At 69.3% G+C, this 26,118-nt stretch carries 20 protein-coding genes, 1 pseudogene and 1 riboswitch; of the genes and pseudogenes, 11 read left to right on the plus strand and 10 right to left on the minus strand.

Going from position 1 to position 26,118, the window contains the following annotated elements; translation table 11 throughout:
* Nucleotides 1-28 precede the first annotated feature (28 nt).
* From ACK4ZD_RS04305 to ACK4ZD_RS04315, 3 genes are read left to right on the plus strand one after another with little or no spacing between them, the layout of a single operon-like run.
* Nucleotides 29-535 (plus strand): SET domain-containing protein, encoded by a 507-nt coding sequence (locus ACK4ZD_RS04305; protein ID WP_409659141.1) that lies wholly within the window; start codon nt 29-31, stop codon nt 533-535.
* The gene (locus ACK4ZD_RS04310; protein WP_409659142.1) at nt 532-1,317 is read left to right on the plus strand and encodes a biotin--[acetyl-CoA-carboxylase] ligase; all 786 of its coding nucleotides are present in this window, start codon (nt 532-534) and stop codon (nt 1,315-1,317) included. Before ACK4ZD_RS04305 ends, ACK4ZD_RS04310 begins: the two co-directional genes overlap by 4 nt.
* Nucleotides 1,311-2,075 (plus strand): hypothetical protein, encoded by a 765-nt coding sequence (locus tag ACK4ZD_RS04315; RefSeq protein ID WP_409659144.1) that lies wholly within the window; start codon nt 1,311-1,313, stop codon nt 2,073-2,075. The genes ACK4ZD_RS04310 and ACK4ZD_RS04315 overlap by 7 nt, the downstream gene beginning before the upstream one ends.
* 55 nt (nt 2,076-2,130) lie before the next feature.
* Here ACK4ZD_RS04315 and gap read toward each other — a convergent pair whose 3' ends face one another.
* Both gap and tkt read right to left on the minus strand, forming a co-directional pair.
* Nucleotides 2,131-3,132 (minus strand): type I glyceraldehyde-3-phosphate dehydrogenase, encoded by a 1,002-nt coding sequence (gene gap, locus ACK4ZD_RS04320; protein ID WP_409659145.1) that lies wholly within the window; start codon nt 3,130-3,132, stop codon nt 2,131-2,133.
* A 79-nt stretch (nt 3,133-3,211) separates the two neighbouring features.
* The gene (tkt, locus tag ACK4ZD_RS04325) at nt 3,212-5,257 is read right to left on the minus strand and encodes a transketolase (protein WP_409659147.1); all 2,046 of its coding nucleotides are present in this window, start codon (nt 5,255-5,257) and stop codon (nt 3,212-3,214) included.
* Between the two features lie 150 nt (nt 5,258-5,407).
* Here tkt and murU point away from each other — a divergent pair, with 150 nt between their 5' ends.
* The 4 genes and pseudogenes from murU (at nt 5,408) to ACK4ZD_RS04345 (ending at nt 9,868) form a co-directional block, all read left to right on the plus strand.
* Complete coding sequence (gene murU / locus ACK4ZD_RS04330; protein ID WP_409659148.1) at nt 5,408-6,145, plus strand: N-acetylmuramate alpha-1-phosphate uridylyltransferase MurU; 738 nt, start codon at nt 5,408-5,410, stop codon at nt 6,143-6,145.
* Nucleotides 6,142-6,843 carry a hypothetical protein gene (locus tag ACK4ZD_RS04335; protein WP_409659150.1) on the plus strand — a complete coding sequence of 234 codons (702 nt, stop codon included), beginning with the start codon at nt 6,142-6,144 and terminating at the stop codon, nt 6,841-6,843. Before murU ends, ACK4ZD_RS04335 begins: the two co-directional genes overlap by 4 nt.
* A gap of 140 nt (nt 6,844-6,983) precedes the next feature.
* The gene (locus ACK4ZD_RS04340; protein ID WP_409659152.1) at nt 6,984-8,405 is read left to right on the plus strand and encodes an aminopeptidase P N-terminal domain-containing protein; all 1,422 of its coding nucleotides are present in this window, start codon (nt 6,984-6,986) and stop codon (nt 8,403-8,405) included.
* Nucleotides 8,402-9,868, plus strand: a pseudogene (locus ACK4ZD_RS04345) (diguanylate cyclase domain-containing protein). Before ACK4ZD_RS04340 ends, ACK4ZD_RS04345 begins: the two are co-directional and overlap by 4 nt.
* 12 nt (nt 9,869-9,880) lie before the next feature.
* On the opposite strand, the gene ACK4ZD_RS04350 reads toward ACK4ZD_RS04345, so the two are convergent.
* Genes ACK4ZD_RS04350 through ACK4ZD_RS04360 form a run of 3 tightly spaced genes read right to left on the minus strand, consistent with a single transcriptional unit; the run spans nt 9,881 to nt 15,679 of the window.
* The gene (locus tag ACK4ZD_RS04350) at nt 9,881-11,311 is read right to left on the minus strand and encodes an efflux transporter outer membrane subunit (RefSeq protein WP_409659154.1); all 1,431 of its coding nucleotides are present in this window, start codon (nt 11,309-11,311) and stop codon (nt 9,881-9,883) included.
* Nucleotides 11,308-14,454, minus strand: a complete 3,147-nt coding sequence (locus ACK4ZD_RS04355; protein ID WP_409659156.1) for an efflux RND transporter permease subunit — start codon at nt 14,452-14,454, stop codon at nt 11,308-11,310. The genes ACK4ZD_RS04350 and ACK4ZD_RS04355 overlap by 4 nt, the downstream gene beginning before the upstream one ends.
* 10 nt (nt 14,455-14,464) lie before the next feature.
* On the minus strand, nt 14,465-15,679 hold the full coding sequence (locus ACK4ZD_RS04360; RefSeq protein ID WP_409659158.1) for an efflux RND transporter periplasmic adaptor subunit: 1,215 nt from the start codon (nt 15,677-15,679) through the stop codon (nt 14,465-14,467).
* A 168-nt stretch (nt 15,680-15,847) separates the two neighbouring features.
* Between ACK4ZD_RS04360 and ACK4ZD_RS04365 the strand changes: the two genes are divergently transcribed.
* Nucleotides 15,848-16,471: a TetR family transcriptional regulator gene (locus ACK4ZD_RS04365; protein ID WP_409659160.1), complete on the plus strand. Its 624-nt coding sequence runs from the start codon at nt 15,848-15,850 to the stop codon at nt 16,469-16,471.
* Nucleotides 16,472-16,477: 6 nt separating this feature from the next.
* Here ACK4ZD_RS04365 and metH read toward each other — a convergent pair whose 3' ends face one another.
* A complete protein-coding gene (metH, locus tag ACK4ZD_RS04370) occupies nt 16,478-19,210 on the minus strand; it encodes a methionine synthase (protein WP_409659162.1) in 2,733 nt (910 codons plus the stop codon).
* Between the two features lie 35 nt (nt 19,211-19,245).
* Nucleotides 19,246-19,327: riboswitch (S-adenosyl-L-homocysteine riboswitch) on the minus strand.
* A 159-nt stretch (nt 19,328-19,486) separates the two neighbouring features.
* Here metH and ACK4ZD_RS04375 point away from each other — a divergent pair.
* Both ACK4ZD_RS04375 and ACK4ZD_RS04380 read left to right on the plus strand, forming a co-directional pair.
* Nucleotides 19,487-20,158, plus strand: coding sequence for an OmpA family protein (locus ACK4ZD_RS04375; RefSeq protein ID WP_409659164.1), 672 nt, complete (start codon nt 19,487-19,489; stop codon nt 20,156-20,158).
* 81 nt (nt 20,159-20,239) lie between these two features.
* Nucleotides 20,240-20,854, plus strand: a complete 615-nt coding sequence (locus ACK4ZD_RS04380) for an OmpA family protein (RefSeq protein WP_409659166.1) — start codon at nt 20,240-20,242, stop codon at nt 20,852-20,854.
* A 19-nt stretch (nt 20,855-20,873) separates the two neighbouring features.
* Here the strand turns inward: ACK4ZD_RS04380 and ACK4ZD_RS04385 are convergent, their stop codons facing one another.
* Nucleotides 20,874-21,929: a homocysteine S-methyltransferase family protein gene (locus ACK4ZD_RS04385; protein ID WP_409659168.1), complete on the minus strand. Its 1,056-nt coding sequence runs from the start codon at nt 21,927-21,929 to the stop codon at nt 20,874-20,876.
* A gap of 90 nt (nt 21,930-22,019) precedes the next feature.
* Between ACK4ZD_RS04385 and ACK4ZD_RS04390 the strand changes: the two genes are divergently transcribed.
* The gene (locus tag ACK4ZD_RS04390) at nt 22,020-22,412 is read left to right on the plus strand and encodes a rhodanese-like domain-containing protein (protein WP_409659170.1); all 393 of its coding nucleotides are present in this window, start codon (nt 22,020-22,022) and stop codon (nt 22,410-22,412) included.
* A 64-nt stretch (nt 22,413-22,476) separates the two neighbouring features.
* Here the strand turns inward: ACK4ZD_RS04390 and ACK4ZD_RS04395 are convergent, their stop codons facing one another.
* The 3 genes from ACK4ZD_RS04395 to ACK4ZD_RS04405 form a co-directional block, all read right to left on the minus strand.
* Nucleotides 22,477-24,783 (minus strand): ATP-binding protein, encoded by a 2,307-nt coding sequence (locus tag ACK4ZD_RS04395; RefSeq protein ID WP_409659172.1) that lies wholly within the window; start codon nt 24,781-24,783, stop codon nt 22,477-22,479.
* A 152-nt stretch (nt 24,784-24,935) separates the two neighbouring features.
* Nucleotides 24,936-25,220, minus strand: coding sequence for a DUF3567 domain-containing protein (locus ACK4ZD_RS04400; RefSeq protein WP_409659174.1), 285 nt, complete (start codon nt 25,218-25,220; stop codon nt 24,936-24,938).
* A gap of 159 nt (nt 25,221-25,379) precedes the next feature.
* Nucleotides 25,380-26,117: a DUF3108 domain-containing protein gene (locus tag ACK4ZD_RS04405; protein ID WP_409659176.1), complete on the minus strand. Its 738-nt coding sequence runs from the start codon at nt 26,115-26,117 to the stop codon at nt 25,380-25,382.
* Nucleotide 26,118: the final 1 nt, after the last annotated feature.

The raw sequence follows: 26,118 nt of genomic DNA on the forward strand, positions 1-26,118 counted from the left end.
TCCCATTTCAATGTACCCAAAGTCGACCATGACGCAAGCTCGGCCCTCCCGTTCCCCCCGCACCGCCGCGGGGTCTGCTGCTCCGTCCCGGGGGCGGCGCATCCAGGTGCGCCGCTCAGGAGTGCACGGCAAGGGCGTGTTCGCGGTGGCGCCGATCCGCTGCGGCGAGCGCATCATCGAGTACAAGGGCGAGGTCATCACCTGGGCCGAGGCCCTGCGCCGCCATCCGCACGACCCGACGGACCCGCACCACACCTTCTATTTCCACATCGACGACGGCCACGTGATCGACGCCAAGTACGGCGGCAATGCGGCGCGCTGGATCAACCATGCCTGCAACCCCAACTGCGAGGCCGACGAGGTGGACGGCCGGGTGTTCATCAAGGCCCTGCGCGACATCGCCCCGGGCGAGGAACTGTTCTACGACTATGGCCTGGTGATCGACGAGCGCTACACGCCCAAGCTGAAGAAGCAGTACGAATGCCGCTGCGGCGCCCCAAACTGCCGGCGCACCATGCTCGCCCCGAAACGATGACCGCCCTGTCCTGGCCTGCCGAAGACCTCTGGGAACGGCTCGAGCCCCAGTTGCCGGGCTTGAGTGTGGAGGTGTTGGCCGAGGTTGACTCCACCAACACCCGGCTGCTGGAGCGTGCACGCCAGGGCGACACCGCCCCCTGCCTGCTGGTGGCCGAGCGCCAAAGCGCAGGACGGGGCCGCCAGGGGCGTCCCTGGCGGTCGGCACCGGGGGCATCACTCACCTTCTCGCTAGGCCTGCCGATGTCGCCGCAGCGCTGGGGCGGGCTGTCGCTGGCCGTGGGCGTGGCCCTGGCCGAGGCGCTGCACCCGCAGCTTCGCATCAAGTGGCCCAACGATCTGTGGACGGCCGACGCCGGCGATGCACCGGCCGGCAAGCTCGGAGGCATCTTGATCGAGACCCAGGGCCATGCCGGCCCGAGCCGCCATGTGGTGGTGGGCGTGGGTTTGAACATCGATGCGCCCCCGGCCCTGCCCGACCCGCGCAACCCGGTGGCCTGGCTGCGCCAGCTCGACCCAGCCGCCACGGCCGCCGGCACACTCACGGCAGCGGCCACGGCCCTGGTGGGGGCGCTCAGGCTGTTCGAGCTGCGCGGCTTTGTGGCCTTTGCCCGGCGCTTCGAGGCGCGTGACCTGCTGCGTGACCGGCCGGTGACGACGACGAGGCCCGACCTGCCCGAGGGCCGGGCCCAGGGGGTCGATGAGGACGGGGCCTTGCTGCTGCGCGATGCGCGCGGCCTGCACCGCGTGGACAGCGGCGAGGTGAGCGTGCGCCCATGCTGAGGCTCCTGGTGCTCGTGCTGCTGCTGGCCAATCTGGGCTACTACGCCTGGACCGCCGGCCATCTGGAGGGGCTGTTGTCGATCCCTCCCTCCTCGCGTGAGCCCGAACGCCTGCAACGCCAGGTGCGGCCGGAGATCGTGCAGATCGCCCCCCCTGCGGACTCGCCGCGAGTCCCCTCGCCCGCGGCGACCTCGGCCCCCACCCCGCAAGAAGCGCCAGCCTCGCCAGCCTCGCCAGCCTCGCCGGCATCGGCCCTGCCGGCCAGTGCGGTCGCGGCCGCCCCGGCGGTGTGCCTGGAGATCGGCCCCTACACCGAGGCCGAGTACGCGGGGGTGGAAGCCACCGTCACCCAGGCATTGCAGGGGGTTGATTGGAGCGTGCGCCGCCAGGAGCGCGGCGGGGTCTTCCTGGTCTATCTGGGCAAGTACCCCAGCCGGGAGGCGCTGCTGCGCCGGCAGGAGGAGCTGCGCGCAGCAGGCATCCGGGCCGAGGAGGTGCGCAGCTCGCCGCAGCTGGAGCCGGGGTTGTCGTTGGGCCGTTTCACCTCGCGCGACAGCGCCGAAAGCCGGGCGCTGGACCTGGCCAACCGCGGCGTGCGGGCCGCGCGGGTGATCACCATCACACCGGCCGCCGTGCGCGTGCAGGTGCGCATCCCGGCAGCCGATGCCGCATTGCACAGCCGCCTGGACAGCCTGGCGCCGCGCCTGCTGGGGCGTCAGGCCTCCCCCTGCAGCGCCGACACCGGCGCAAGCACCTGAGCCCTGCAACAAAAAGGGCTCCCGCGGGAGCCCTGGCGTGCGCGGCCGACGTCGATCACTTCGCGGCGACCACGCGGGCCATCTCCAGCACCTTGTTGGAGTAGCCCCACTCGTTGTCGTACCAGGACACGAGCTTCACGAAGGTGGGGTCCAGTGCGATGCCGGCCTCGGCATCGAAGATGGAGGTGCGGGGGTCGCCGCGGAAGTCGGTGGCCACGACCTTGTCCTCGGTGTAGCCGAGCACGCCCTTGAGCGCGCCTTCGCTCTGGGCCTTCATCTCGGCGCAGATCTCGGCGTAGGTGGCGGGCTTTTCCAGTTCGCAGGTCAGGTCGACCACCGACACGTCGGAGGTGGGCACACGGAAGGACATGCCGGTGAGCTTCTTGTTCAGCTCGGGAATCACCACGCCCACGGCCTTGGCCGCGCCGGTGCTGGAGGGGATGATGTTCTCGAGGATGCCACGGCCGCCGCGCCAGTCCTTGTTCGACGGGCCGTCCACGGTCTTCTGCGTGGCGGTGGCGGCGTGCACGGTGGTCATCAGGCCGCGCTTGATGCCCCACTTGTCGTGCAGCACCTTGGCCAGCGGCGCCAGGCAGTTGGTGGTGCACGAGGCGTTGGAGATGATGGCCTCGCCAGCGTATTTGGTGTGGTTGACGCCATAGACGAACATCGGCGTGTCATCCTTCGACGGCGCCGACATGATCACTTTCTTGGCGCCGGCGGCCAGGTGCTTCTGAGCGGTCTCCTTGGTGAGGAACAGGCCCGTGGACTCGACCACGATGTCGGCGCCGACCTCGCCCCACTTCAGCTCGGCCGGATCCTTCACGGCGGTCAGGCGGATCTTCTTGCCGTTAACCACCAGGGTGCTGCCCTCGACGGCCACCTCGCCGTCGAAGCGGCCGTGCACCGAGTCGTACTGCAGCATGTAGGCCAGGTAGTCGGGCTCGAGCAGGTCGTTGATGGCCACGACCTCGATGTCCTTGAAGTTCTTCACCGCCGCGCGGAACACCATGCGCCCGATGCGCCCGAAGCCGTTGATGCCGATTCTGATGGTCATGATTGCGCTCTCCTAGGGAAAAGTCGGTAACGGAAATCCATGGACGAGCGGGAGCCCCGGCAGGCTCCCGTCAGCGGGGTCAGTGGCCAAGCACAGCGCGCACGGTGGCAGCGACGTTCTCGGGCGTGAAGCCGAAGTGGCGGAACAGCACGCCGGCCGGGGCCGATTCGCCGTAGGTGTCGATGCCCACCACTGCGGCGCAGCCATACTTCCACCAGAAGTCGGTGACGCCGGCCTCCACCGCGATGCGTGGCAGCCGCGCGGGCAGGACCTGGGTCTTGTAGGCCGCGTCCTGGCGATCGAAGACGGTCGTCGACGGCATGGAGACCACACGCACGGCGATGCCCTGCACCGCCAGAAGTTGCTGCGCGTGCAAGGCGAGCTGCACCTCCGAGCCGGTGGCGATGATCACGGCCTGGGGCTTCTTGTGCAGGCCCACCTCGCTGGGCTCGGCCAGCACATAGGCCCCGCGCGCGATGTCCTCCAACCCGGCCTTGGGCGCATAGGGCAGGTTCTGGCGCGACAGCAGCAGCGCGCTGGGGCGGTGTTTGCTCTGCAGCGCACAGGCCCAGGCCACGGCAGTCTCGGCGGTGTCGGCCGGACGCCAGACGTCCAAGTTGGGGATCAGGCGCAGGCTGGCGGCATGCTCGATCGACTGGTGAGTGGGGCCGTCCTCGCCCAGGCCGATGGAGTCGTGCGTGAAGACGTGGATCACGCGCTGCTTCATCAGCGCGGCCATGCGGATGGCGTTGCGCGAGTAGTCGCTGAAGGTCAGGAAGGTGCCGCCATAGGGAATATAGCCACCGTGCAGCGCGATACCATTCATGATGGCGGCCATGCCGAACTCGCGCACCCCGTAGTTGATGTGCCGCCCGCCGTTGGGCTCGCCGGTCGCAGCGTCGAAGCGCAGCGCAGGCGTGCTCTTGGTCTGGGTGAGGTTGGAGCCGGTCAGGTCGGCCGAGCCGCCCAGCAGCTCGGGCAGCGCGGCCGTGAAGGCCTCCAGCGCGATCTGGCTGGCCTTGCGGGTGGCCACGGTCTCGGCCTTGGTATGGGCCGCCACGGCCGCGTCCACCGCCACCTGGGCGAAGCCGGCAGGCAGCTCGCCGCGGATGCGGCGCTCGAATTCGGCGGCCAGCTCGGGATGCTCGGCCCGGTAGGCCTCGAACCGCGCCTGCCAGTCACGCTGCAGCGCGGCACCGGCCTCGCGGGCATCCCAGGCGGTGTAGGCCTCGGCCGGGATCACAAAGGGGTCGTGCACCCAGCCCAGGGCATCGCGGGTGGCGCGAATCTCCTCCACGCCCAGGGCCTCGCCATGGACCTTGGCCGTGCCGGCCCGGTTGGGCGAGCCCTTGCCGATCGTCGTCTTGCACACGATCAGGGTGGGCCGGTCGGTGCTGCGTTTGGCCTGGGCGATGGCCGCATCCACGGCCTGTACGTCATGGCCATCCACGTCGTCGATGACGTGCCAACCGTAGGCGGCGAAGCGCCGGGGGGTGTCGTCGATGAACCAGGGATCGACCTGGCCGTCGATGGAGATGCCGTTGTCGTCGTACAGCGCGATGAGCTTGTTCAGCTTCCAGGCGCCGGCCAGGGCGCAGGCCTCGTGGCTGATGCCTTCCATCAGACAACCGTCGCCCAGGAACACGTAGGTGTGGTGATCGACGATGCGGTGCGCGCCACGGTTGAATTCGTGCGCCAGCAGCTTCTCGGCCAAGGCCAGTCCCACCGCATTGGTGAGGCCCTGGCCCAGCGGGCCGGTGGTGGTCTCCACCCCCGGGGTGATGCCCACCTCGGGATGCCCCGGGGTCTTGCTGTGCAACTGGCGGAAGCGCTTGATCTCGTCGAGTGACAGGTCATAGCCGCTCAGGTGCAGCAGCGCATAGATCAGCATCGAGCCGTGGCCGTTGGACAGCACAAAGCGGTCGCGGTCGGCCCAGTGCGGGTCGGCCGGGTTGTGGCGCAGGTGGCGGCCCCATAGGGCCACGGCGATCTCGGCCATGCCCATGGGGGCGCCGGGGTGACCGGAATTGGCGGCCTGCACCGCATCCATCGCAAGCGCGCGGATGGCGTTGGCCATCAAGGTGGTGTTCTGGGAGGTGGAGAGGGTCGTGGCGCTCATGTCCATGAGGAAACCTGCCGCTGCGGCTGCATCCCGGCGCCGCAGACGGCGCGCGCAGGCGGGATGGGGGGTTGGAATCGGGGAACCCCGGATTGTAAGTCGGCGCGGATAATCCCCCCGTCAGGGGCCGCCGGGCCCCGAAGCCCCTTGGTGCGCATGGACAACCTGAAAGCCCTGATCCTGGCGGCCGGCCGCGGTGAGCGCATGCGCCCGCTGACCGACCGCACTCCCAAGCCCCTGCTGCCGGTGCGCGGCCGGCCGCTGATCGAATGGCACCTGGAGGCGCTGGCGCGCGACGGCGTACGCGAGGTGGTCATCAACACCGCCTGGCTGGAGGAGCAGTTCCCCGCCACGCTGGGCGACGGCTCGCGCTTCGGGCTGAGCATCCGCTATTCGATGGAAGGCCGCGACCACGGCGGCGCGCTGGAGACCGCCGGCGGTATCGCCAAGGCCCTGCCCTGGCTGGGCGAGTGCTTCTGGGTGGTCTCCGGCGACATCTTCGCCCCGGGCTTCCGCTTCGACGCCGCGCGGGCGCGGGCCTTTGCCGCAGGCTCGCGCCTGGCCCATCTGTGGCTGGTGCCCAACCCGCCCTACCACCCCCGGGGCGACTTCGGCATCGGCCCGGACGGCCTGGGTCTGAGCGATCCGCCCGAGACGGTGCCGCGGCACACCTACGCCAACCTGGCGCTGATGCGCGCCGGGCTGTGCCGCCACCTGCCGGTGGGCCGACGTGCCGCCCTGGGCCCCCTCTTGCACGAAGCGATGCACCGGCGCCAAATCAGTGTCGAGATGTATACGGGGCCCTGGGAAAACGTCGGGACGCCCGCACAATGGGAGGCATTGTCATCCCCCCCTTCGACCGGGAGGATGGCTGCCCAGGAGGACGCAACATGACGCAGCTGCTCGTCGGGGCCCTCGCCGCCGTGGCGGTCGGGGCCGTGCTGGAGGTGGGTGTGGTCAAAGCCCTGCGCGGGGTGCAGCTGGCGGCCGCGCCGCTGTCGGGCGACGCGCTGGACTCCTTCGTCTACGAACGCTCACTGCTCACCCCCGAACGGGATCTGGCGATCGTCTGGGCGGGGCTGGTTGCGGCGGGCAGCTTGTGCGCCGCGGCGTGGTCGCTCGACCTGCCCTGGCTGTGGGCGCCGGCGGTGCTCGCCTGGCTGGCCGCCCTGGGCTGGGACTGGTGGACCTGGGAGCGCGTTGCCGCCAGCGTCAAGTACGTGAGCTGGCGGCGCGGCTGGCGGCATTCCACCCGCCAGGTGCCGGTTTCCCATGTGGCCGAGGTGCACGTGGTGGAGAAGAGCCTGCTGGGCCCGCTGGGCACCTGCTACATCGCCCTCACCTTGGCCGACGGCAAAGCCGTCAAGCTGCCGCGCACGGCCACGCTGGGCAGCCTGGGTCGCGTGGAGGACGTGGCCAACTTCATCCGCCTGCAGATGCAGCAGGTGCGCGAACTGCGCGAGCGCCGCGCCAACGAGCGGCGGCGCGAACGGGCCCGCCGCGAGCCCAAAGACCCGGTGGAGCGGGAGCTGCGCCGCAAGCTGATCGCGCTGCGGCGCGCACGCGACCCCAAGGCCGAGGTTCCGCATTGACCGCGGCCGCCGGCACGCCCCCCTGGACGAGGACTGCCGCCCGGTCTATCTGAACATTGAAGATCCTGATGACCGCGCCGGCGCCCGTCGGCCTTGCCCCGGCGTGACACCGCCGCATCGACACAGTCTAGACTGTATCGATGAGCCTGCTCCCCCCCCTGACCGCCGACCCGGAGGCCCCCCGCCAGCGCCGTGCGCGGCTGGCCGAGGCGCTGCGTGCCGCCGGCGGCGGCGTGGCCGTGCTGCCCACCGCCCCGGAGCGTGTGCGCAACCGCGACACCCACCACCCCTACCGGCCCGACAGCCACTTCCACTACCTCACCGGCTTCGACGAACCCGAGGCCTGGCTGGTGCTCGACAGCAGCGGGCGCAGCACGCTGCTGTGCCGGCCCCGCCACCCCGAGCGCGAGGTGTGGGACGGCCACCGGCTCGGCCCCGAGGCCGCCCCGGCTGCATTGGGTGTGGACGAGGCGCTCAGCGTCGAGGAGATCGACCACCTGATGCCCGGGCTGATCGGGGGTCACGCCATCCTGTGGTTTCCCTTCGGGGTGCACGAAGGCCTGGCCGCCCGGGTGGAACGCTGGCTGGACGTGGTGCGCGCTCGCGAGCGCCAGGGCGTGACTTGCCCCACACAGTGCCGCGACCTGTCGGCGCTGCTCGACGAGATGCGCTTGGTCAAGGACGCGCACGAACTGCAGTTGATGCGCCGGGCGGGCACGATTTCGGCGCTGGCGCATGTGCGCGTGATGGAGCGCTGCGCACAGTGGGCGCGCGAAGGCCGCCTGGACGGACGCCGCGAGTACCACCTCGAAGCCGAACTGCTGCATGAGTTCCGGCGCCAGGGCGCCGCCGGCCCCGCCTACCCGAGCATCGTGGCCGCCGGCGCCAACGCCTGCGTGCTGCACCATCCGGCCGGCGATGCGCCGCTCAAGCCGGGCGAGCTGTGCCTCGTCGACGCCGGCTGCGAATACCTCGGTTATGCCGGCGACCTCACCCGCACCTTCCCTGTTGGTGGCCGCTTCAGTGCGCCGCAGCGCGAGCTCTACGAGATCGTGCTGGCGGCTCAGGCCGCCGCGATCGGTGCCCTGCGGCCGGGGGGGCGCCTGCGCGAGGCCCATGACGCCGCCCTGCGCGTGCTGTGCCAAGGGATGCTGGACACCGGGCTGCTCGACCGCAACCGCCACGGCGACGTGGACGAAGTGATCGGCACGGCCGCCTACCGTCCCTACTACATGCACGGCACCGGCCACTGGCTGGGCCGCGACGTGCACGACGTGGGCAGCTATCTGCAGGAAGACGAGCCCCCCATCGAGCAGCCCGACGGGGCGGGCGGGTGGGTGGTGAGAAAGCCCTCGCGCGTCCTGCGCCCCGGGATGGTGACCACGGTCGAGCCCGGCCTGTACGTGCGCCCGGCCGAGGGCGTGCCCGAACGCTACTGGCACATCGGCATCCGCATCGAGGATGATGCCGTCATCACCCCCACGGGCTGCGAGCTGCTCACCCGCGACGCCCCCGTGCACCCCGACGAGATCGAAGCCCTGATGCGAGGCAAGGCCCCATGACACACAAAGACGCCTTGGAAGCCCAGGCCTACGCCGACATGTTCGACCTGGCCCCCGTCTCGCTGTGGCTGGAGGACTACAGCGGCGTGCGCGCCCTGTTCGCGCAATAGCGCAGCGAGGGCGTGCACGACCTGCGCTCGCACCTGCGCGCCGACCGCAGCCGCGTGGTCGAATGCTCGGGCCGCATCCGCCTGCTGCGCGTGAACCGGCGCACACTGGAGCTCTTCGAGGCCGACAGCCAGGACCAACTGGCCGCCAATCTCGGCCATGTGTTCCGCGACGACATGTTCGACCAGCACGTCGAGGAGCTGCAGGCGCTGTGGGAAGGCCGGGGCGGCTTTGGCGGCCCCACCGTCAACTACAGCCTGACCGGCCGGCGGCTGGACATCTGGCTGCGCGCCACCGTGCTGCCCGGTCACGAGCAGACCTGGGAGCGCGTGCTCGTGGCCATCGAGGACATGACCGAGCGCAGCCGCGCCGAGCGGGCCCTCAAGCGCAGTGAGCAGTACGCCGTGGGCCTGTTCGAGCACTCGCCGGTGTCGCTGTGGGTCGAAGACTTCAGCAACGTGAAGTTCCTGCTCGACGGTGCGCGCGTCCAGGGCATCCGCGACCTGCGCACCTTCATCGACGTGCACCCCGAGTTCGTCGAGCGCTGCATGCAGGAAATCCGCGTCATCGACGTCAACCGTCAGACGCTCACGATGTTCGGCGCGTCCGACAAGTCCACGCTGATGCGCCGCCTGCACGAGATCTTCCGCGATGACATGCGCGAGCACTTCGCCGAGCAGCTCATCGAGCTGTGGGAGGGCAAGCTCTTCCAGCAGCGCGAGACCATCAACTACGCGCTCGACGGCGAGCCGGTGAACGTGTACATGCAGTTCTCGGTGCTGCCCGGACACGAGGCCGACTGGAGCCTGGTGCTGGTCTCGCTCACCGACATCACCGCGCGCAAGAAAGCCGAGGCCTACCTCGAGTACCTGGGCAAGCACGATGTACTGACCAAGCTGCGCAACCGCTCTTACTTCGTCGACGAGCTCAACCGGCTGGAGCGCAAGGGCCCGTGGCCGGTGACCGTGGTGATGGCCGACCTCAACGGCCTGAAAGCCGTCAACGACCAGCAAGGCCATGCCGGCGGCGACGAGCTGCTGCGCCGTGCCGGCGAGGTGCTGGCCAAGGCGGTGGACAAACCCGCCAGCGCAGCGCGCATTGGCGGCGACGAATTCGCCGTGCTGCTGCCCGGCACCGACGAGCGCGGCGGCGAGCAGGTCGTCGAGCGCATCCACTCGCTGTTGGAGCTGAACAACCAGTTCTACCCCGGTGCCGCCCTCAGCTTTTCGATCGGCGTGGCCACCTGCCCGGCCGGCCAGCGCCTCGAAGCGGCTGTGCACCAGGCCGACCAACGGATGTACGAGGCCAAGCGCGCCTACTACGCCGCCAGCGGCCGCGACCGGCGACGCCCCTGATCCGCGCCGCCCTCAGAACCCCGCCGCCTGCGGGAGCTGCGGCGGTGTCCAGCCGCCGCCCAGGGCCTTGAACAGGTCCACGGTGGCGGCCAATTGGGCGCGGCGGTTCTCGACCACCTGCAGCCGGGTGGCATTGGCGCTGCGCTGGGCATCGAGCAGCTCCAGATAGGCCGAGTAGCCGGCCTCGTATCGCTGCTGAGCAGTCTGCAGCGCCCTTTCGCTGGCCTGCGCGGCGATCTCCACGTCGGCCTGCGCGGCCCGGGCGGCTTCGAGGTTGGTCAGGGCATCGCCCACGTCGCGGAAGGCAGATTGCACCGCCCCTTGGTAGGCCGCCAAGGCCTCGCGCTGGCGGGCTTCGGCCCGGGCCGTCTGCGCACGGCGCCGTCCGGCATCGAAGATCGGCAGATCCAGGCCCAAGCCCAGCGACCACGCGCGCGCGCCGCCCTTGAGCAGATCGGACAGCTCGGCACTTTGGCCGCCAAAGGCGCCGGTGAGCGAGATGCTGGGGTACATCGCCGCCCGGGCCACGCCGATCTGGGCATTGGCCGCAGCCAGCAGCGCCTCGGCCTGGCGCACATCGGGGCGGCGCTCCAACAAGGCCGAGGGTAGCCCCGCCGGCGGAGGCGGCGGCACAGGCAGATTGCGCACCGCCCCGGGCGCGAGGTTCAGGTCCGGCTGACCGGTCAGCAGCGCCAGTTGCGAGCGTGCCAGCTCGCGCTGGCGCTGCAACTCGCGCAATTGCAGCGCTGCTTGCGCGCGTTCGGCCTCGGCCTGGTCCACCTCCAGGCGCCCGGCCGCGCCACCCTGCAGGCGCAGGCGCAGCAGGCGCAGACCCTCCTCGCGCGACGCCAGGGTGTCGCGGCTCAGGGCGATCTGCTCGTCGAGCATGCGCAGGCTGAAGTAGCCCTGCGCGACCAGACCACTCACCGTCTGCCACACCACCTCGCGGGCATGGTCGGTGGCCAGGGCCTGCGCTCGGGCGGCCTCCGAGGCCCGCCGCAACCGCCCCCAGAAGTCGATCTCGAAACCGGTGGTGGCGGCCAGCTGGAAGGTGTTGAAGGTGGCGCCGTTGCCGGCGGCCGAGAGGTCGCTCGTGCGTTGGCGCGAAGCGGTGCCGCTCACGCCCACGGACGGCCAGCGCAGCGCGTCGGCCTCACGCAGCAAGGCCTCGGCCTGCTCGACACGCGCCACGGCCGCCTGCAGGTCGGTGTTGTTGCGGCGCGCCGCCTCCACCAGGCCGTCGAGCGTGGCATCGCCGAACAGCGTCCACCACGTCGCCGAAACCTCCGGCGCCGAAGTCGTCGGCATCGGCACGGCGTACTGTGTGGGCAGGTTCACCGCGGGGCGCTCGTGGTCGGGGCCCACCGCCGCGCAGGCACCGAGCAGGGCCGCACCCCACAGCGGCAGCAGCCGCAAGAGCTGGGACGGGTTCAGGTCGGTCATACCGGCACCTCCTCAGTCGAGCCGGGGGCATGGCTGTGCTGGGGCCGCGGCTTGCGGGCCAACAAGGTGAAGAACAGTGGGATGAAGATGGGCGCGACGAAGGTGGCCACCAGCATGCCGCCGAACACCCCCGTGCCCATCGACTGACGCGCGGCCGCACCAGCGCCGGTGGCCATCATCAGCGGCACCACCCCCAGGCCAAAGGCCAGCGAGGTCATCACGATCGGGCGAAAGCGCAGCCGCGCCGCCTCGCGGGCGGCTGCCACCGCCGACAGGCCGCGCTCCATGCCTTGCATCGCGAACTCGGCGATCAAGATGGCGTTCTTCGCGGCCAGGCCGATCAGCACCACCAGGCCGATCTGGAAGTAGATGTCGTTTTGCATGCCGCGCAAAAACACCAGCAGCAAAGCGCCGGTCACGGCGAACGGCACGGCCAACAGCACCGCCATCGGCACCCCCCAGCGCTCGTACAGCGCCGCCAGGATCAGGTAAACCATGATCAGCGCAAAGCCGAAGGCGAACACCGAGGCATTGCCGGTGCGCTTTTCCTGGAAGGCCTGGCCCGTCCACTCGATGCCGTAGCCGGGCGGCAAGGTTTCGCGCGCCACCTGCTCGACCGCGGCGATGGCCTCGCCCGAGCTGTAGCCCGGTGCGGCATTGCCAAAGATCTTGGCCGCGATGTAGCCGTTGTAGCGCTCCACCTGTTCGGGACCGACGATGTCATCCACGCGGATCAGCGCTTTGAGCGGGATCATCTGCCCGCTGGTTTGCGAACGCACGTACAGGCGACCCAGATCCTCGGGCTTGGCACGGTAGGCGGCATCGGCCTGCAAGGTGACGCGGTAGGTGCGCCCCTGGCGGTTGAAGTCGTTCACATAAAGCGAGCCCATCTGAGCCTGCAAGGCCGCGAACACCTCGTTGACCGGCACGCCCAGGGCCAAGGCCTTCTCACGATCGACCTCCACCCGCAGTTGCGGCACCGTGGGCCGGTAGAAGGTGTTCAGGCCCGTGAGCGCCGGATGCCGGCCCAGCGCGGCGATGAAGTCCTGCGTGACCTGCGCGAGCTTCATCGGATCGGGCTCGGTGCGACCTTGCACAAAGACCTCGAAGCCGCCAGCCTGGCCCAAACCCAAAATGGCCGGGGGATTGAAGGCGAAAGCGATGCCGTCGGGAAGCGCCATGCCCATGCCGGAGACGGCCTGGGCCAGCGCCTGGGAGCTTTGCTGGCGCTCCTCCCAGGGCTTCATCGGGATGAAGATGGTGGCCGCGTTGGCCTTGGCCCCACCGCCGATGAAGTCGAAGCCGTTGATCGCGAAGAAGCTGTGGATGGCCGGGTTGTCGGCGTTCATCTGGCGCAGCGTTTCGGTGGTGCGCTCGGTGCGTGCGAGTGTAGCGCCATCGGGCAGCACGGCCGAGGCGATGATGTAGCCTTGGTCTTCGTCGGGCACGAAGCTGCCGGGCACGGTGACCAGCAGCCACAGCGCCCCGCCGATCATGAGCACGAAGGCGACGAGCGCAGCCATGCGGCGCTTGAGCGCCAGGTCCACACCACCCAGGAAACGGGTCGTCAGCCAGTTGAAGCCCCGGTTGAAGGGCGCAAAGAAGCGCTCGCTGCGCGTGGGGCCGTCATGCTCGTGGGGCTTGAGCAGCAAGGCGCACAGCGCCGGTGTGAGTGTGAGCGCCACCACACCGGACAGCACCACCGAGATGGCCACCGTCACCGCAAACTGGCGATAGAGCTGCCCCGCGATGCCGCCCATGAACGCCACCGGGATGAACACCGCGCACAGCACCAGCACGATGCCCACCACCGCGCCCGAGACCTCCCGCATGGCCTCGATGGAGGCCGCCAGCGGGCTCATGCGCTCCTCGCGCATCAGGCGCTCGACGTTTTCGATCACGATGATCGCATCGTCCACCACGATGCCGATGGCCAGCACCATCGCAAACAGCGTGAGCGTGTTGATCGAAAAGCCCAGCAGCCACAGGCCGGCGAAGGTGCCGATCAGCGACACCGGCACCGCCAGCATCGGGATGAGCGTGGCGCGCCAGGTCTGCAAGAAGACGAACACCACCACCAGCACGATCAGCGCGGCCTCGATCACCGTTTTGGCCACCTCGCTGATCGACGCCGACACGAACAGCGTGGTGTCGTACGGGATCAGGTAATCCACATCCTCGGGAAAGCGTTCTTTCTTCAGCTCGGCGAGCTTGGCCTTGACCGCGTCGCCCACGTCCAGCGCATTCGCACCCGACTGCAGGAACACGCCGATGGCGATCGAGGGCATGCCGTTGACGCTGCTGGACTGGTCGTAGCTCTGTGCCCCTAGCTCCACACGGGCCACGTCCTTCAGGCGCAGCACACCTCCGGGGCCGCCCGAGCGCAGGATGATCTCGCCAAACTCCTCGGCGCGCAGCAAGCGGCCGCGCGCCGTGACCGTGTAGCCGATCTCCTGGCCCGGCGGCGCGGGCTCGGCGCCGATCTTGCCAGCCGCGTACTGCGCATTCTGAGCGCCGATGGCCGCGGCCACGTCGGCCGGCGTCACGCCCAGTTGCGCCATGCGGTCGGGGTTGAGCCACACCCGCATCGAATAGTCGCGCGCGCCGAACACCAGCACATCGGCCGCGCCGGGAATGCGCTTGAGCTCGTCGAGGATGTTGAGCGTGGCGTAGTTCGACAGGAAGAGCTCGTCGTAGGTCCGATTGGGCGAGTTCAGCGCGATGACCAACAGGAAGTTGTTCGAGCGCTTGGCCACCACCACACCGTTGCGACGCACCTCGTCGGGCAGCCGCGGCGAGGCGAGCTGCACGCGGTTGTTGACATTGAAGGTGGCCTTGTCGATGTCGGTGCCCACCTCGAAGGTGGCCGTGATCTCCACGGTGCCGTTGGATGACGCGCTGGAGTTGAAGTACTGCAGCCCCTCGATGCCCGAGAGCTGTTCCTCGATCGGCGCGGCCACCGTGGTGGCCAAGGTCTCGGCCGAGGCGCCCGGGTAGGACGCGGTGATGGTCACCGTGGGTGGGGCGATCTCGGGGTACTGCGCGATCGGCAGCGAGCGCATCGAGACCAGCCCGGCCAGCACGATGATGATGGACAGCACGGCCGCGAAGATCGGCCGTTCGATGAAGAAGCGGGAGTTCATGCGGACTCCTTCAGTTGCCCGAGGCCGGCGCCGAAGCGGCCGCAGCGGAGGCAGCCGGCGCCTGAGGCGTCACCGGCGCACCTGGCCGCAGCTTCATCAGGTTGTCGACGATGACCTGATCGCCCGCCTTCAGTCCCGCGGTCACCACCCAGTCGCTGCCCGACCAGCCGGCCGTCTGGATGGGAGCGGGCTGGGCCTGACCGTCGCGAACCACCCAGACCATGCGGCCCTGCTCGTTTTGCATCACGGCGGCCTGGGGCACCAGGAAGGCCCGGGCCTGCCCCGCCACCACCTGGGCCTTGACGAACTGCCCGGGCAGCACGCGCAGCCGCGGGTTGGCAAACTCGGCACGCAAGGGCACCGTGCCCAGGGCCGGGTCCACGGTGGAGCCGGAGAAGTTCAGCTTGCCCTGATCCAGCAGCGGCTCCCCTTCGGCGCTCAGCAGCCGCACCTGCGTGCCGCCAGCGGCCCGCAGGCGGGCCAGCTCCGATTCGGACAACGCAAAGCGCACCCAGATCGGATCCGTCTGGGTCACCGTGGTCAGCAAGCTGTCAGTGCCGGGGTTGACCAGCGCCCCTTCGGACTTCAGCGAACGCCCGCTGATGCCCGAAATAGGCGCCGTCACCGTGGTGTACGACAGGTTCAGCTCGGCTTCGCGCACCTGAGCCTGGGCCAGGGCCACGGCGGCCTGCGCGAGCTGCAGCGCCGACTGGGCGTTGTCGGCCTCACGCCGGCTGATGGCCTGGGCCTCGGCCAGCGGACGCAGCCGCTCGTGCTCGCGACGGGCCTGCTCGAGTTGGGCCTGTTGCTGGGCCAACTGGGCCCGCGCCTGCTGCAGCGCAATCTCGAAGGGAGCTCGCTCGATCTGGTACAGCGCAGCGCCCGCGCGCACCGGCTCACCTTCCTGATAGCGCTGGCGCTCGATCAGGCCAGTCACACGCGCGCGCACCTCGACCTGCTTGGAGCCCTCGGCCTGGCCCACAGCCTCCAGCGTGATCGGCAGCACTTGCTCTTGCATGTGCCGAACCTGCACCGGCAGCGCCGGCATGGCGTGGTCCGGCCCGGGGGCCGTTTGCGCAGGGCCGCAGGCCGCCAGGACCAGCCCCCCTGCGCCGAGCAGGGCAGCCAGCGCGGCACGCCGCCAGAGCGCGGGGCCGGCTTCGGCCGCACCGGTACCGGTCGGATGGGAGGAAGCGGACGAAATCGCCTGAAGGGAAGCTCGCATGTCGGGGCTCGCAACGAAAAGGGCGGGGCGCCCCTCTTGAGGGCTCCCGTCCGGACACGAGAGATCGACGAGGACAATCGCACGGAAAGCATGCCTCTCCTCGTCAACCCGGGGTTGAACGCTGGAATGCGGCGCTATCATACATACATTCTTGAATGTATGCTTGTCATGGTTCGACGCACCAAAGAAGAAGCCGAACAGACCCGCTGCCTGATCCTGGCGGCCGCGCGCCGCTGCTTCCATGCCCGCGGCGTCTCGGCCACCAGCCTGGAGCACATCGCGCAGGAGGCCGGGGTCACGCGCGGGGCCATCTACTGGCACTTCGCCAACAAGGAAGAGCTGTTCAAGGCCATGTGCGACGAAGTCGAGTTGCCGCTGATCGACCGCACCGATTTCACCTTGCTGCAGGACAAGGCGACCGACCCTCTGCAGCGGCTGCGCAACTTCATGGTCGAACTGGCCGAAGCCGTGCTGCAGGCCTCACCGCTGCGCCAGACAGTGGAAATCCTGAACTACAAGTGCGAGCTCGTCGGCCCGATGGGCCACGGGCTGGACCAACACCGGGCCGAGCTGCGAGAGTTCCGAGATAAGCTGCAGCGTGTCTACCGAGACGCCGAGCGCGCCGGCCAATTGCGCGCCGGGCTGGAGCCCAGGCTGGCCGCGATGGAATCGATGTATTTCCTCATCGGGCTGCTGCGCGTGGCGCTGATCGACGAGCAAGGCGACCTGGTGCGCCGAGACCTGCGCGCCCTGATCGACGCGCACGTGCAGGGGCGGCGCCCCACCGCCTGAACCGCATCAGCTCCAAGCCCCCGCCAGACGCTCCACCTCGGCGCGGTCGCGGCCGCTGCGGCGAGCCAGATCCTCGATCTGGTCGGGGCCGATGCGGCCGACGTTGAAGTAAGCGGCCTGCGGATGGGCCAGGTAAAAGCCGCTGACGCTGGCCGCCGGGGTCATGGCCAGGCTGTCGGTCAGGCCCATGCCGATGTCTTGCGCGCCCAGCACGCGGAACATCTCGCGCTTGACGCTGTGGTCGGGGCAGGCGGGATAGCCCGGCGCAGGGCGGATGCCGCGGTAGCGCTCGGCGATCAGCTCCTCGTTGGACAGCGCCTCGTCCGGGGCATAGCCCCACAGCTCGGTGCGCACGCGCTGGTGCATGCGCTCGGCCAGGGCCTCGGCCAGGCGGTCGGCCAAGGCCTTGAGCATGATGGCCGAGTAATCGTCGTGATCGTCGAGGAAGTACTGCTCCTTCTTCTCGACGCCGATGCCAGCCGTCACCGCGAACAGGCCCACGTAGTCGTTGTTGAGCGGCGAGACGAAGTCGGCCAGGCAGCGGTTGGGACGGCGCACCCCGTCGACCACCGGCCGCTCGGTCTGCATGCGCAGGCCGTGCCAGGTCATCAGCGGCTGGGTGCGCGCCTCGTCGGCATAGAGCACGATGTCGTCGTGGTTCACCTGGCAGGCCGGGTACAGGCCGATCACCGCGTGCGCGGTGAGCCAGCGGCCCTCGATCAGCCGCTTGAGCATGCGCTGGCCGTCGCTGTAGACGCGCCGCGCCGACTCGCCCACGACCTCGTCGGTGAGGATGGCCGGGAAGGGGCCGGCCAGATCCCAGGTCTGGAAGAACGGGCCCCAGTCGATGCACTGGGCGATCTCGGCAAGATCGTAGTTGCGAAAGACACGTCGGCCGAGGAACTTGGGTTTGGGCGGCACATAGGAGGCCCAGTCGATGGGAGTCTTGTTGGCGCGAGCCTGGGCCAGGCTCACCAAGGGGGTCTGCTTCTTGCCGGCATGCTGCTGGCGCACCCGCTCGTAGTCGGCGCGCAGCTCGTCCAGGTACTTCGCCGCGCGCTCGTCGGACAGCAGGTCCGAACACACGCCCACGCTGCGCGAGGCATCGGGCACGTAAACCACCGGGCCCTCGTAGTGCGGGGCGATCTTGACGGCGGTGTGCACGCGACTGGTGGTAGCCCCGCCGATGAGCAGCGGGATCTTCTTCAGGCGGAAGTACTCGTCACGCTGCATCTCCGAGGCGACGTACTGCATCTCTTCCAGGCTGGGCGTGATGAGCCCCGACAGGCCGACGATGTCCGCCCCTTCGACCTTGGCGCGGGCGAGGATGTCTTGGCAGGGCACCATCACCCCCATGTTGACCACCTCGAAGTTGTTGCACTGCAGGACGACGGCGACGATGTTCTTGCCGATGTCGTGCACGTCGCCCTTGACGGTGGCAATCACGATCTTGCCCTTGGGCTTGACGTCGCCTCCGGCCGCCTCGAGCTGGCGCTTTTCCTCCTCGATGTAGGGCACGAGGTGCGCCACGGCCTGCTTCATCACGCGCGCACTCTTGACCACCTGAGGCAAGAACATCTTGCCCTGCCCAAAGAGGTCGCCCACGACGTTCATGCCGGCCATCAGCGGGCCTTCGATCACATGCAGCGGTCGCCCTCCCCCGGCACGGATTTTCTGCCACATCTCCTCGGTGTCTTCGACGATGAAGTCGGTGATGCCGTGCACCAGGGCATGCGACAGGCGCTCTTCCACCGGCAACGCGCGCCAGGCCAGGCGGGCGCTGTCGTCCTTGGCCGAACCCTTGACCTGCTCGGCAATCTCGAGCAGCCGCTCGGTGGCATCGGGGCGGCGGTTGAGCACCACGTCTTCCACGCGCTCGCGCAGCTCGGGCTCGAGATCGTCGTAGACACCGATCATCCCCGCGTTGACGATGCCCATGTCCATGCCGGCCCGGATGGCGTGGTACAGGAACACGGTGTGGATGGCTTCGCGCACCGGCTCGTTGCCGCGGAAGGAGAAGCTCACGTTGGACACGCCGCCCGAGACCTTGGCGCCAGGCAGGTGCTGCTTGATCCAGCGGGTGGCTTCGATGAAATCGACGGCGTAGTTGTTGTGCTCCTCGATGCCGGTGGCGATCGCGAAAATATTGGGGTCGAAAATGATGTCCTCGGGCGGAAAGCCCACCTCGTCGACCAAGATGCGGTAAGCCCGCTCGCAGATCTCGATCTTGCGCTGGAAGGTGTCGGCCTGCCCCTGCTCGTCGAAGGCCATCACCACGGTGGCCGCGCCGTAGCGCTGGATCAGCTTGGCCTGCCGCTTGAACTCCGCCTCACCCTCTTTGAGCGAGATGGAGTTGACGATGCCCTTGCCCTGAATGCATTTCAGGCCGGCCTCGATCACCTCCCACTTGGACGAGTCGATCATGATCGGCACGCGCGCGATCTCGGGCTCGGAGGCGATGAGGTTCAAGAAACGCACCATCGCGGCCTTGCTGTCGAGCATGGCCTCGTCCATGTTGACGTCGATGATCTGCGCGCCGTTTTCGACCTGCTGGCGCGCCACCGCCAAGGCCTGCTCGAACTGGCCGTTGAGGATCATCCGCGCAAACGCCTTGGAGCCGGTGACGTTGGTGCGCTCGCCGATGTTGACGAACAGCGTGCCTTCGCCGATCAGCACGGGTTCCAGCCCCGACAGTCGCATCGGGGCCACGGGGGCAGCAGTGAGGGGGGCAGAGGTCATGGCCGGTCCGACAGTGGGCCACGGCTCACCCGTGGCGCGGGTGAGCGTCGTTGCGAAAATAATCCAAGCCTGACACACGACGCCCGATGCGCCGGTGCTGCAACGCTCCTTGGAGGGAACGCATTTTACGCCAAGCCCCTCCAAACATCGGTGAGCCGGCGGATGCACTGTCGGCGGACCGGGCCATCGTTACATTTTTCAACGCCCTGGCCTTGCCAGCCGGCCACACATCGGCTCGAATCAGTACTTTAACCTTTGTCGCAGTAAGGAACGATCATGAAACGCAAAGTCGTGGCTGTGTGCGCCCTGGCCTTGGCGGCCGCGGGCTGCGCCAACATGAGTGAAACCCAGCAAAACACCGCCAAGGGCGCCGGCATTGGCGCGGCCGCCGGCGCGGTGATCGGCCTGGCCACCGCCGGGGGCAACAAGGGCCGCAGCGCGGCCACCGGCGCGGCCGCTGGTGCGGCCGTCGGCGCCTTGGGCGGCTACATCTGGTCCAAGCGCATGGAGGAGCAGCGCGCCAAGATGGAGCAAGCCAGCGCAGGCACCGGCATCGGCGTGGAGCGCACCGCCGACAACCAGATCCGCGTGCAGATTCCGTCCGACGCTGGCTTCGACGTGGGCCGATCGGCCATCCGGCCGCAACTGGCCGGCGTGCTCGACAAATTCGCCCAGAGCATGCGCGAGCATCCGGCCACCGAGATCCGCATCGTGGGCCACACTGACAGCACCGGCTCCGATGCGGTGAACAACCCCTTGTCCATCGAGCGAGCCGCCAGCACGCGCGACTACCTGGTGGCCCGTGGCGTGGCCGTCTCGCGCATCGCGATCGACGGCCGCGGCAGCCGCGAGCCCGTGGCCAGCAACGACACGGCCGAGGGCCGCGCCAAGAACCGTCGCGTGGAGATCTACGTGGCCGAGCGCGAGCAGACCGCCCAGGCCCGCTGAGCCCGCCCCCTCTCCCAGCCCGCCCCGGCACCGCGCCGGGGCTTTTGTTCGTCAACACAACCGATCTCAGGAGGAACTGACATGATGCTGCGCCCCCATCGACTCTGGCCCTGGGTGGCCGCAATCGCCCTGCTCGGCGGATGCGCCACCCCCCCCTCGACCGAGCCGCCACCGGCGCCGCCCAGCGCTTCGGTGGCCCCACCGCCACCGCCCGCCCCGGCCGCGCCCGCCGTCTCAGTGATCGACGGCCATGCCTGGACGGCCTCGATGGAGGCCCTGGCCCAGCGCCTGCTGGGGGCAGCCCAGGCCGGCCAGGTGGACGTGCGCCGCACCGAGGACAACCGGCTGCTGGTGCGCGCCACCGGCGACAATGCCTTCGAATCGGGACGCAGCGCGGTGTCGGCGGGCTTTCGTCAGACGCTGGACCTGGTGGCCGCCGCCTTGCTCGAAGCCCCCGATGCCCGGGTGCTCATCCTCGGACACACCGACAACCGGGGCTCGGAGGCGCTGAACAACCGCCTGTCGAAGGAACGCGCGGAATCGACGCGCGACTACCTGGTGGCTCGCGGGATCGCCGTCGAGCGGCTGCGGGCCGAAGGCCGCGGCAAGACCGAGCCGCTGGCCGACAACGCCACCCCGCAAGGCCGGGCCCTGAACCGCCGGGTGGAGCTGCTGATCAGCGTGCCCGCGCCTTGAGCGCCGTCCGGCGCCAACCTCAGGCGGCCCGGGGCACCAGGCCGCTGAACAGTCCCTGGGCTTGACAACGAGGCTGGTAGCGGCCCACCCGTTGGGCGATCGCCGCGATGTGTTCGGGCGTGGTGCCGCAGCAGCCCCCAGCGATGTTGAGCAAGCCGGCGCGGGCGAAGTCTTCCATCAGCGCGCCGGTGACTTCCGGTGTCTCGTCGAAGCCGGTCTCGCTCATCGGATTGGGCAGGCCGGCGTTGGGGTAGCAGGAGATGAAGGTATCGCCGGCAGCCTTGGCCAGTTCTTCCAGATAGGGACGCATCAGCGCCGCACCGAGGGCGCAGTTCAGGCCCACCGCGATGGGCCGGGCGTGACGCACCGAATGCCAGAAAGCGCTGACCGTCTGGCCCGAGAGGATGCGACCCGAGGCATCGGTGACGGTGCCCGAGATGATCACCGGCAAGCGCTCGCCGGTGACTTCGAACAGCTCGTCGATCGCGAAGATCGCCGCCTTGGCGTTGAGCGTGTCGAAGATGGTTTCGACGAGGAAGATGTCTGCCCCGCCCTCGAGCAGGCCCTGGGCTTGCTCGTAGTAGGCCGCTCGCAGGGTGTCGAAGTCGATGTTGCGCGCCCCAGGGTCGTTGACGTCTGGGCTGATGCTGGCCGTGCGCGGCGTGGGGCCGAAGGCGCCGGCCACGAAGCGCGGCTTGTCCGGCGTGCTGTACTTGTCACAGGCCGCGCGCGCCAGGCGAGCCGCCTCGACGTTCATCTCGCGCGCCAGGGCGGCCAGGCCATAGTCCTCCTGGGCCACCGAGGTGGCTCCGAAGGTGTTGGTCTCGATGATGTCGGCACCCGCGGCCAGATAGGCCTCGTGGATCTCGGTGATGACATCGGGCCGCGTGAACACCAACAGCTCGTTGTTGCCCTTGAGGTCCTGGGGGTGATCGGCAAAGCGTGTGCCGCGGTAGTCGGCCTCGCCCAGCTTGTAGCGCTGGATCATGGTGCCCATTGCGCCGTCGAGGATGACGATGCGCTGGCGCATCAGGGCCGGCAGCGCGGCGGCGCGGGTGTAGGGTCGGGCGTCCATGGGCACATTGTAGGCATGGGCGTCGGGCCGGTGTTCCCCGGCGGGCATGGACGCTGCGGGACAATGCCGCCACGACCGATCACCGACGTCATGAAAGACCTCACCCCTCATCAGGCCTGGGCCTACTTGCAGACCCATCCCGACGCCCTCTTCGTGGACGTGCGCATGGAGATCGAGTACCTGTACGTGGGCCACCCGCCGGGCGCGGTGCACATCCCCTGGTACGAGTACCCCGAGATGGAGATCGACGAGGCGCGCTTCGTCGAGCGCATGCGGCGCGAGGCCGCCAGCCCGCACCGCCCGGTGGTGCTGATCTGCCGCTCGGGCAATCGCAGCGTCGAGGCCGCGCAAGCCCTGGAGGCCGCCGGCTTCACCGAGGTGGTCAACGTGCGACACGGCTTCGAGGGTGACCTCGACGAGCAGTTGCACCGCGGCACGCTCAACGGCTGGCGGCACGACGGCCTGCCCTGGGAACAGATGTAGGGCCTGGTCGCCCGCAGGCAGCTTCCTGCTCGCCGCCTGCGGGCGAGGGCCCGGGGCTGACGGGTCAGCGCGTGAAGCCGATGCCGCGGCGCAGGCGCACCTCGGGCTTGGCGCGGTGCTCGGCTTCGAGCTGGGACAGGAATTCGTCGGGCGTGAAGGCCGTGCCCAACAGGTCGGCCTGGCGGCACACGGCCGCAAAGTCGCCGGGCGTGAGCTGGTCGAGCTGGGCCAGGCGTTCGCGATGCTCGAATGGCAGGGCGGCCCGCGCGTCACCGAGGGCCTCGGCGGCGAACATGCGCTCACGCTGCGCCGGCAGGAGCGGATGGAAGCGGATCTTGAACGTAAAGCGGCGCAGCGCCGCCTCGTCCAGATCCTCGAAGAGATTGGTCGTGCAGATGAAGATGCCGGCGAAGCGCTCCATGCCTTGGAGCATCTCGTTGACCTCGCTGACCTCGTAGTGGCGCTCGGCCATGCGGCGGCTGCGCAGGAAGCTGTCGGCCTCGTCGAGCAGCAGCACCGCGCCCTCGGCCTGGGCCTCCTCGAACATGCGGGCCATGTTCTGCTCGGTCTCGCCGACGTACTTGCTCACCAGATCGGAGGCCTGGCGCACCAGCAGGGGCTGTTGCAGCTCGGCGGCGATGTGCTCGGCCAGCGCCGTCTTGCCGCTGCCCGGCGGGCCGTGGAAGCACAGCGTGCCGAGCTGGCGGCGGCGCAGGGCCTCGACGATGCGCGGCACCGGGAAGCGCGACTCGGTGTGCAGCAGGCCAAGGTCGTAATGCGTCACGCTCACGCGCGGGCCGCGCTCGCCGGCCCCGACGCCGAGCGCCCGGTCGGCGTTGGCCAGCTGGCGCTCGATCAGCGGCTCCAGCCGGGCGTCGTCATCGCCCTCGCGCGCCAGGCAGGCAAAGCGCACCGCGGTGCGGATCTGCGCGGGGGTGAGCCCCTTGCGAGCGGTGAGCCGGGCCACGAAGCCCTCGCCGACCGGCACCCCGGCCAGGGCCTTGCGCACCAGGCCCTCACGGGCTCCGGGCGGGGGCGAGCGCAGTTCGAGATGGTACTGAAAGCGGCGCCGGAAGGCTGGGTCGATTTGTTCGATGCGGTTGGTCACCCAGATCACCGGCACGGGGTTGCTCTCGAGCACCTGGTTCACCCAGGCCTTGCCACTGACCGATCCGCTGGGCGGGCCCTCGCCGGCGTCGAGCCGGGCCATCCATTGCGCGGCGTCGGTGGACAGCGGCGGAAAGACATCCTCGACCTCGTCGAAGAGCAAGGCCACGTTGGGGCTGCCCTTGAGGAAGACATGGCTGATCTGCAGCGAGCGGTAGCGGTCGCGGCCCGACAGGGAGTTGCCGTCCCGGTCGGCGTACTCCACCTCGTAGAGCTCGAGTCCGGCGGACTTGGCCATGACCTTGGCCAGTTCGGTCTTGCCGGTGCCGGGCGGGCCATAGACCAGGATGTTGACGCCGGCCTCGCGGCGCGCCACCGCATTGCGCAGCAGGGCGACCATCACGCGCGCGTCCTCGGCCACGTAATGGAAGTCGGCCAGCGTGAGCTCGGTGGGCGTGGCCGGCCGGGTGAACACGGCCATCAGGTCGGCCGGATCGCGGTATTCGCGCATCAGCACCGGGGGCAGTTGCTCGGAGACTTTCATCAAGTCGGCCAGGTCGGTGATGTTGTGCTCGGAGATCAGGTTCTCGACCATGCCGATGCGCTCCAGGCGCGATCCGGCGCGCAGGGCCTCGGCCACCTCGCGTTCATCGACCTGGGCCACCTCGGCCAGCAGGGCATAGGCCTCCTGGGCATTGGCCACCTTGAACTCCACCAGCAGGCCGCGCAGCTCGCGCTGGTAACGCGCGAGCGTGCCGTACAGCAACAGGGCCCGCTCGGCCGGGTTGAGCTGCAACAGCCCGCCCAGGGCGTCGATGTTGCGCTGCACCAGGGTCGATGCCCGCCGCAGATCGCGGTCGAGCCAGTCGCGCGTGGCGCCGAGCACGGCCATCAGATCCTTGGGCGCGTCCTTGATGTACTCGTCGAGGTAGAAGAACAGTGTGCCCTCCTCGTAGGGGCCTCGCCAGGCGCCATGACGCAGGAGAAAGGCCTCGTCGTCCAGCCGTTCGTGGCCCCGCCACAGGGCGTTGCCGGCGCAGCGCCGGCCGAGGTACTCTCGCAGCCGTTGCAACACCGGCGCAGGCCAGACGAGATGGCGACCGGTCAGGCCCAGCAGGGCGTTCCAGTCGCGCCGCACGTTGAAGCGCCCCGGATGACGCAGCGTGAGCGTGAGCACGAAGTGCGAGCACATGCGGTCGAGCACGGGCGCCTCGCGCAGCCCAGGGGAAGGCCATTCGCGTGCCTGCGCCAGACGTCGAACCATGGACACCTCCTTGTCGCCAAGGATGGACGTGCGGCCACCATAACGCAGGCCAGGCGGCATGGGAAGCCCGCCGCCGCCGCGGCAGGCCCGGGGTTTCAAAGGGCAGATGCCGTGGCCTGCGGCCTGCCGCGGTCAATTTGCTGGATCGAGGCTCAGTGCAGCACCACCGGCTGGTGCATCAGCGAGGTGAATCGCTCGATATAGGCGTCGATCTCCTCGACGCTGGGCGAGGTCTGGATCAGGGCTTCGACGCCGGCCTTGAAGCTTTCGGCCATCGCCCCTTCAAGGTAGATCTCCTTGCGCGAGAACTTGTCCACGATCTCGTAGCCCCCGCGAGTGAGCGCCCCGGTCGTCTCGCCGGCCCGGGATGCAGGCTCGCTTGCGGGCACCTCAAAGGCCACGACGGCGAAATTGTCCGAGTTGTAGAGCATTTGCATGGAGCACTCTCCTTCACGGGCCGGGCTTGGCGCGGCCTGTGTGGCTGTACCGCCCGGTCCCTGCTGTGGGTGAGATCTGGGGATGCCGCTGCAAGTTTCAAGCCCGCCGTCCACCCCCTTGCCGGAGGTATCGGCGGCCCGGGCGGCGGCTTGAGAACCTCAACCCCCCGCCAGCACGAGCTCGAAGGGCTCGTCGCGGCCTTCGACGAGGCGGGCGCGCACCGGCAGGTGGTGGCGCGAGGGATCCAGCCACACCTCGGCGCGAGTGCCACTGGCGGAAGCGTTCAGGCGCTCCAGGCGCAGGGCACGCACACTGCGCCCGTCGGTCAGGGCGATCGTCTGGTCCCCGTGCGAGAGGAACACCCAACGATCCAGATCGGCGCGCGCGCTCACGACGAGCAAGCTCAGCTCGCGGCCGGCTTGGTGCCAGCTGGCATCGGCCTGCACGATGGCCGGCAGCTGGATCATCCAGCTCAGACGGTCCTGCAGGCCCGGTTGCAGCGGCCGGGTGTCCTCGCGGCCGCTGAAGGTGATGGGGCCGCGCGGCCGATGAAAATCGGCCACCCTCGGCGGGCGCTTCAGGCGTTCGTCGGTGAAGCGCTCAGGCACCAGGCCCGAGGCCTCGAGCAGGCCGGTGCTGGTCTGGGTCAGGATGGTACCCAGCAGCGGCACGCGCGCCTGCAGTTGCAGCTCGTACCGGGGCGGCCGGGGATCCCAGCTCAGGCGGCCCTGGCCGGACAGGATGCCGCGGCGCACCTGGTAGTCCAGCGTGGCCGGCGGCGGCCATGCGGTGCGATAGACCGGCGGCGGGCCATCGGGCTGCCCGGCCCAGGCCACCGACGGGCCAGCCCAAACCAGGGTCTGCAGCAGGCGGCGCCGGCTGCGGTCAGGCGCCATG

Source organism: Caldimonas sp., assembly GCF_046291045.1.
In the GTDB taxonomy this organism is placed as follows: domain Bacteria; phylum Pseudomonadota; class Gammaproteobacteria; order Burkholderiales; family Burkholderiaceae_C; genus Caldimonas.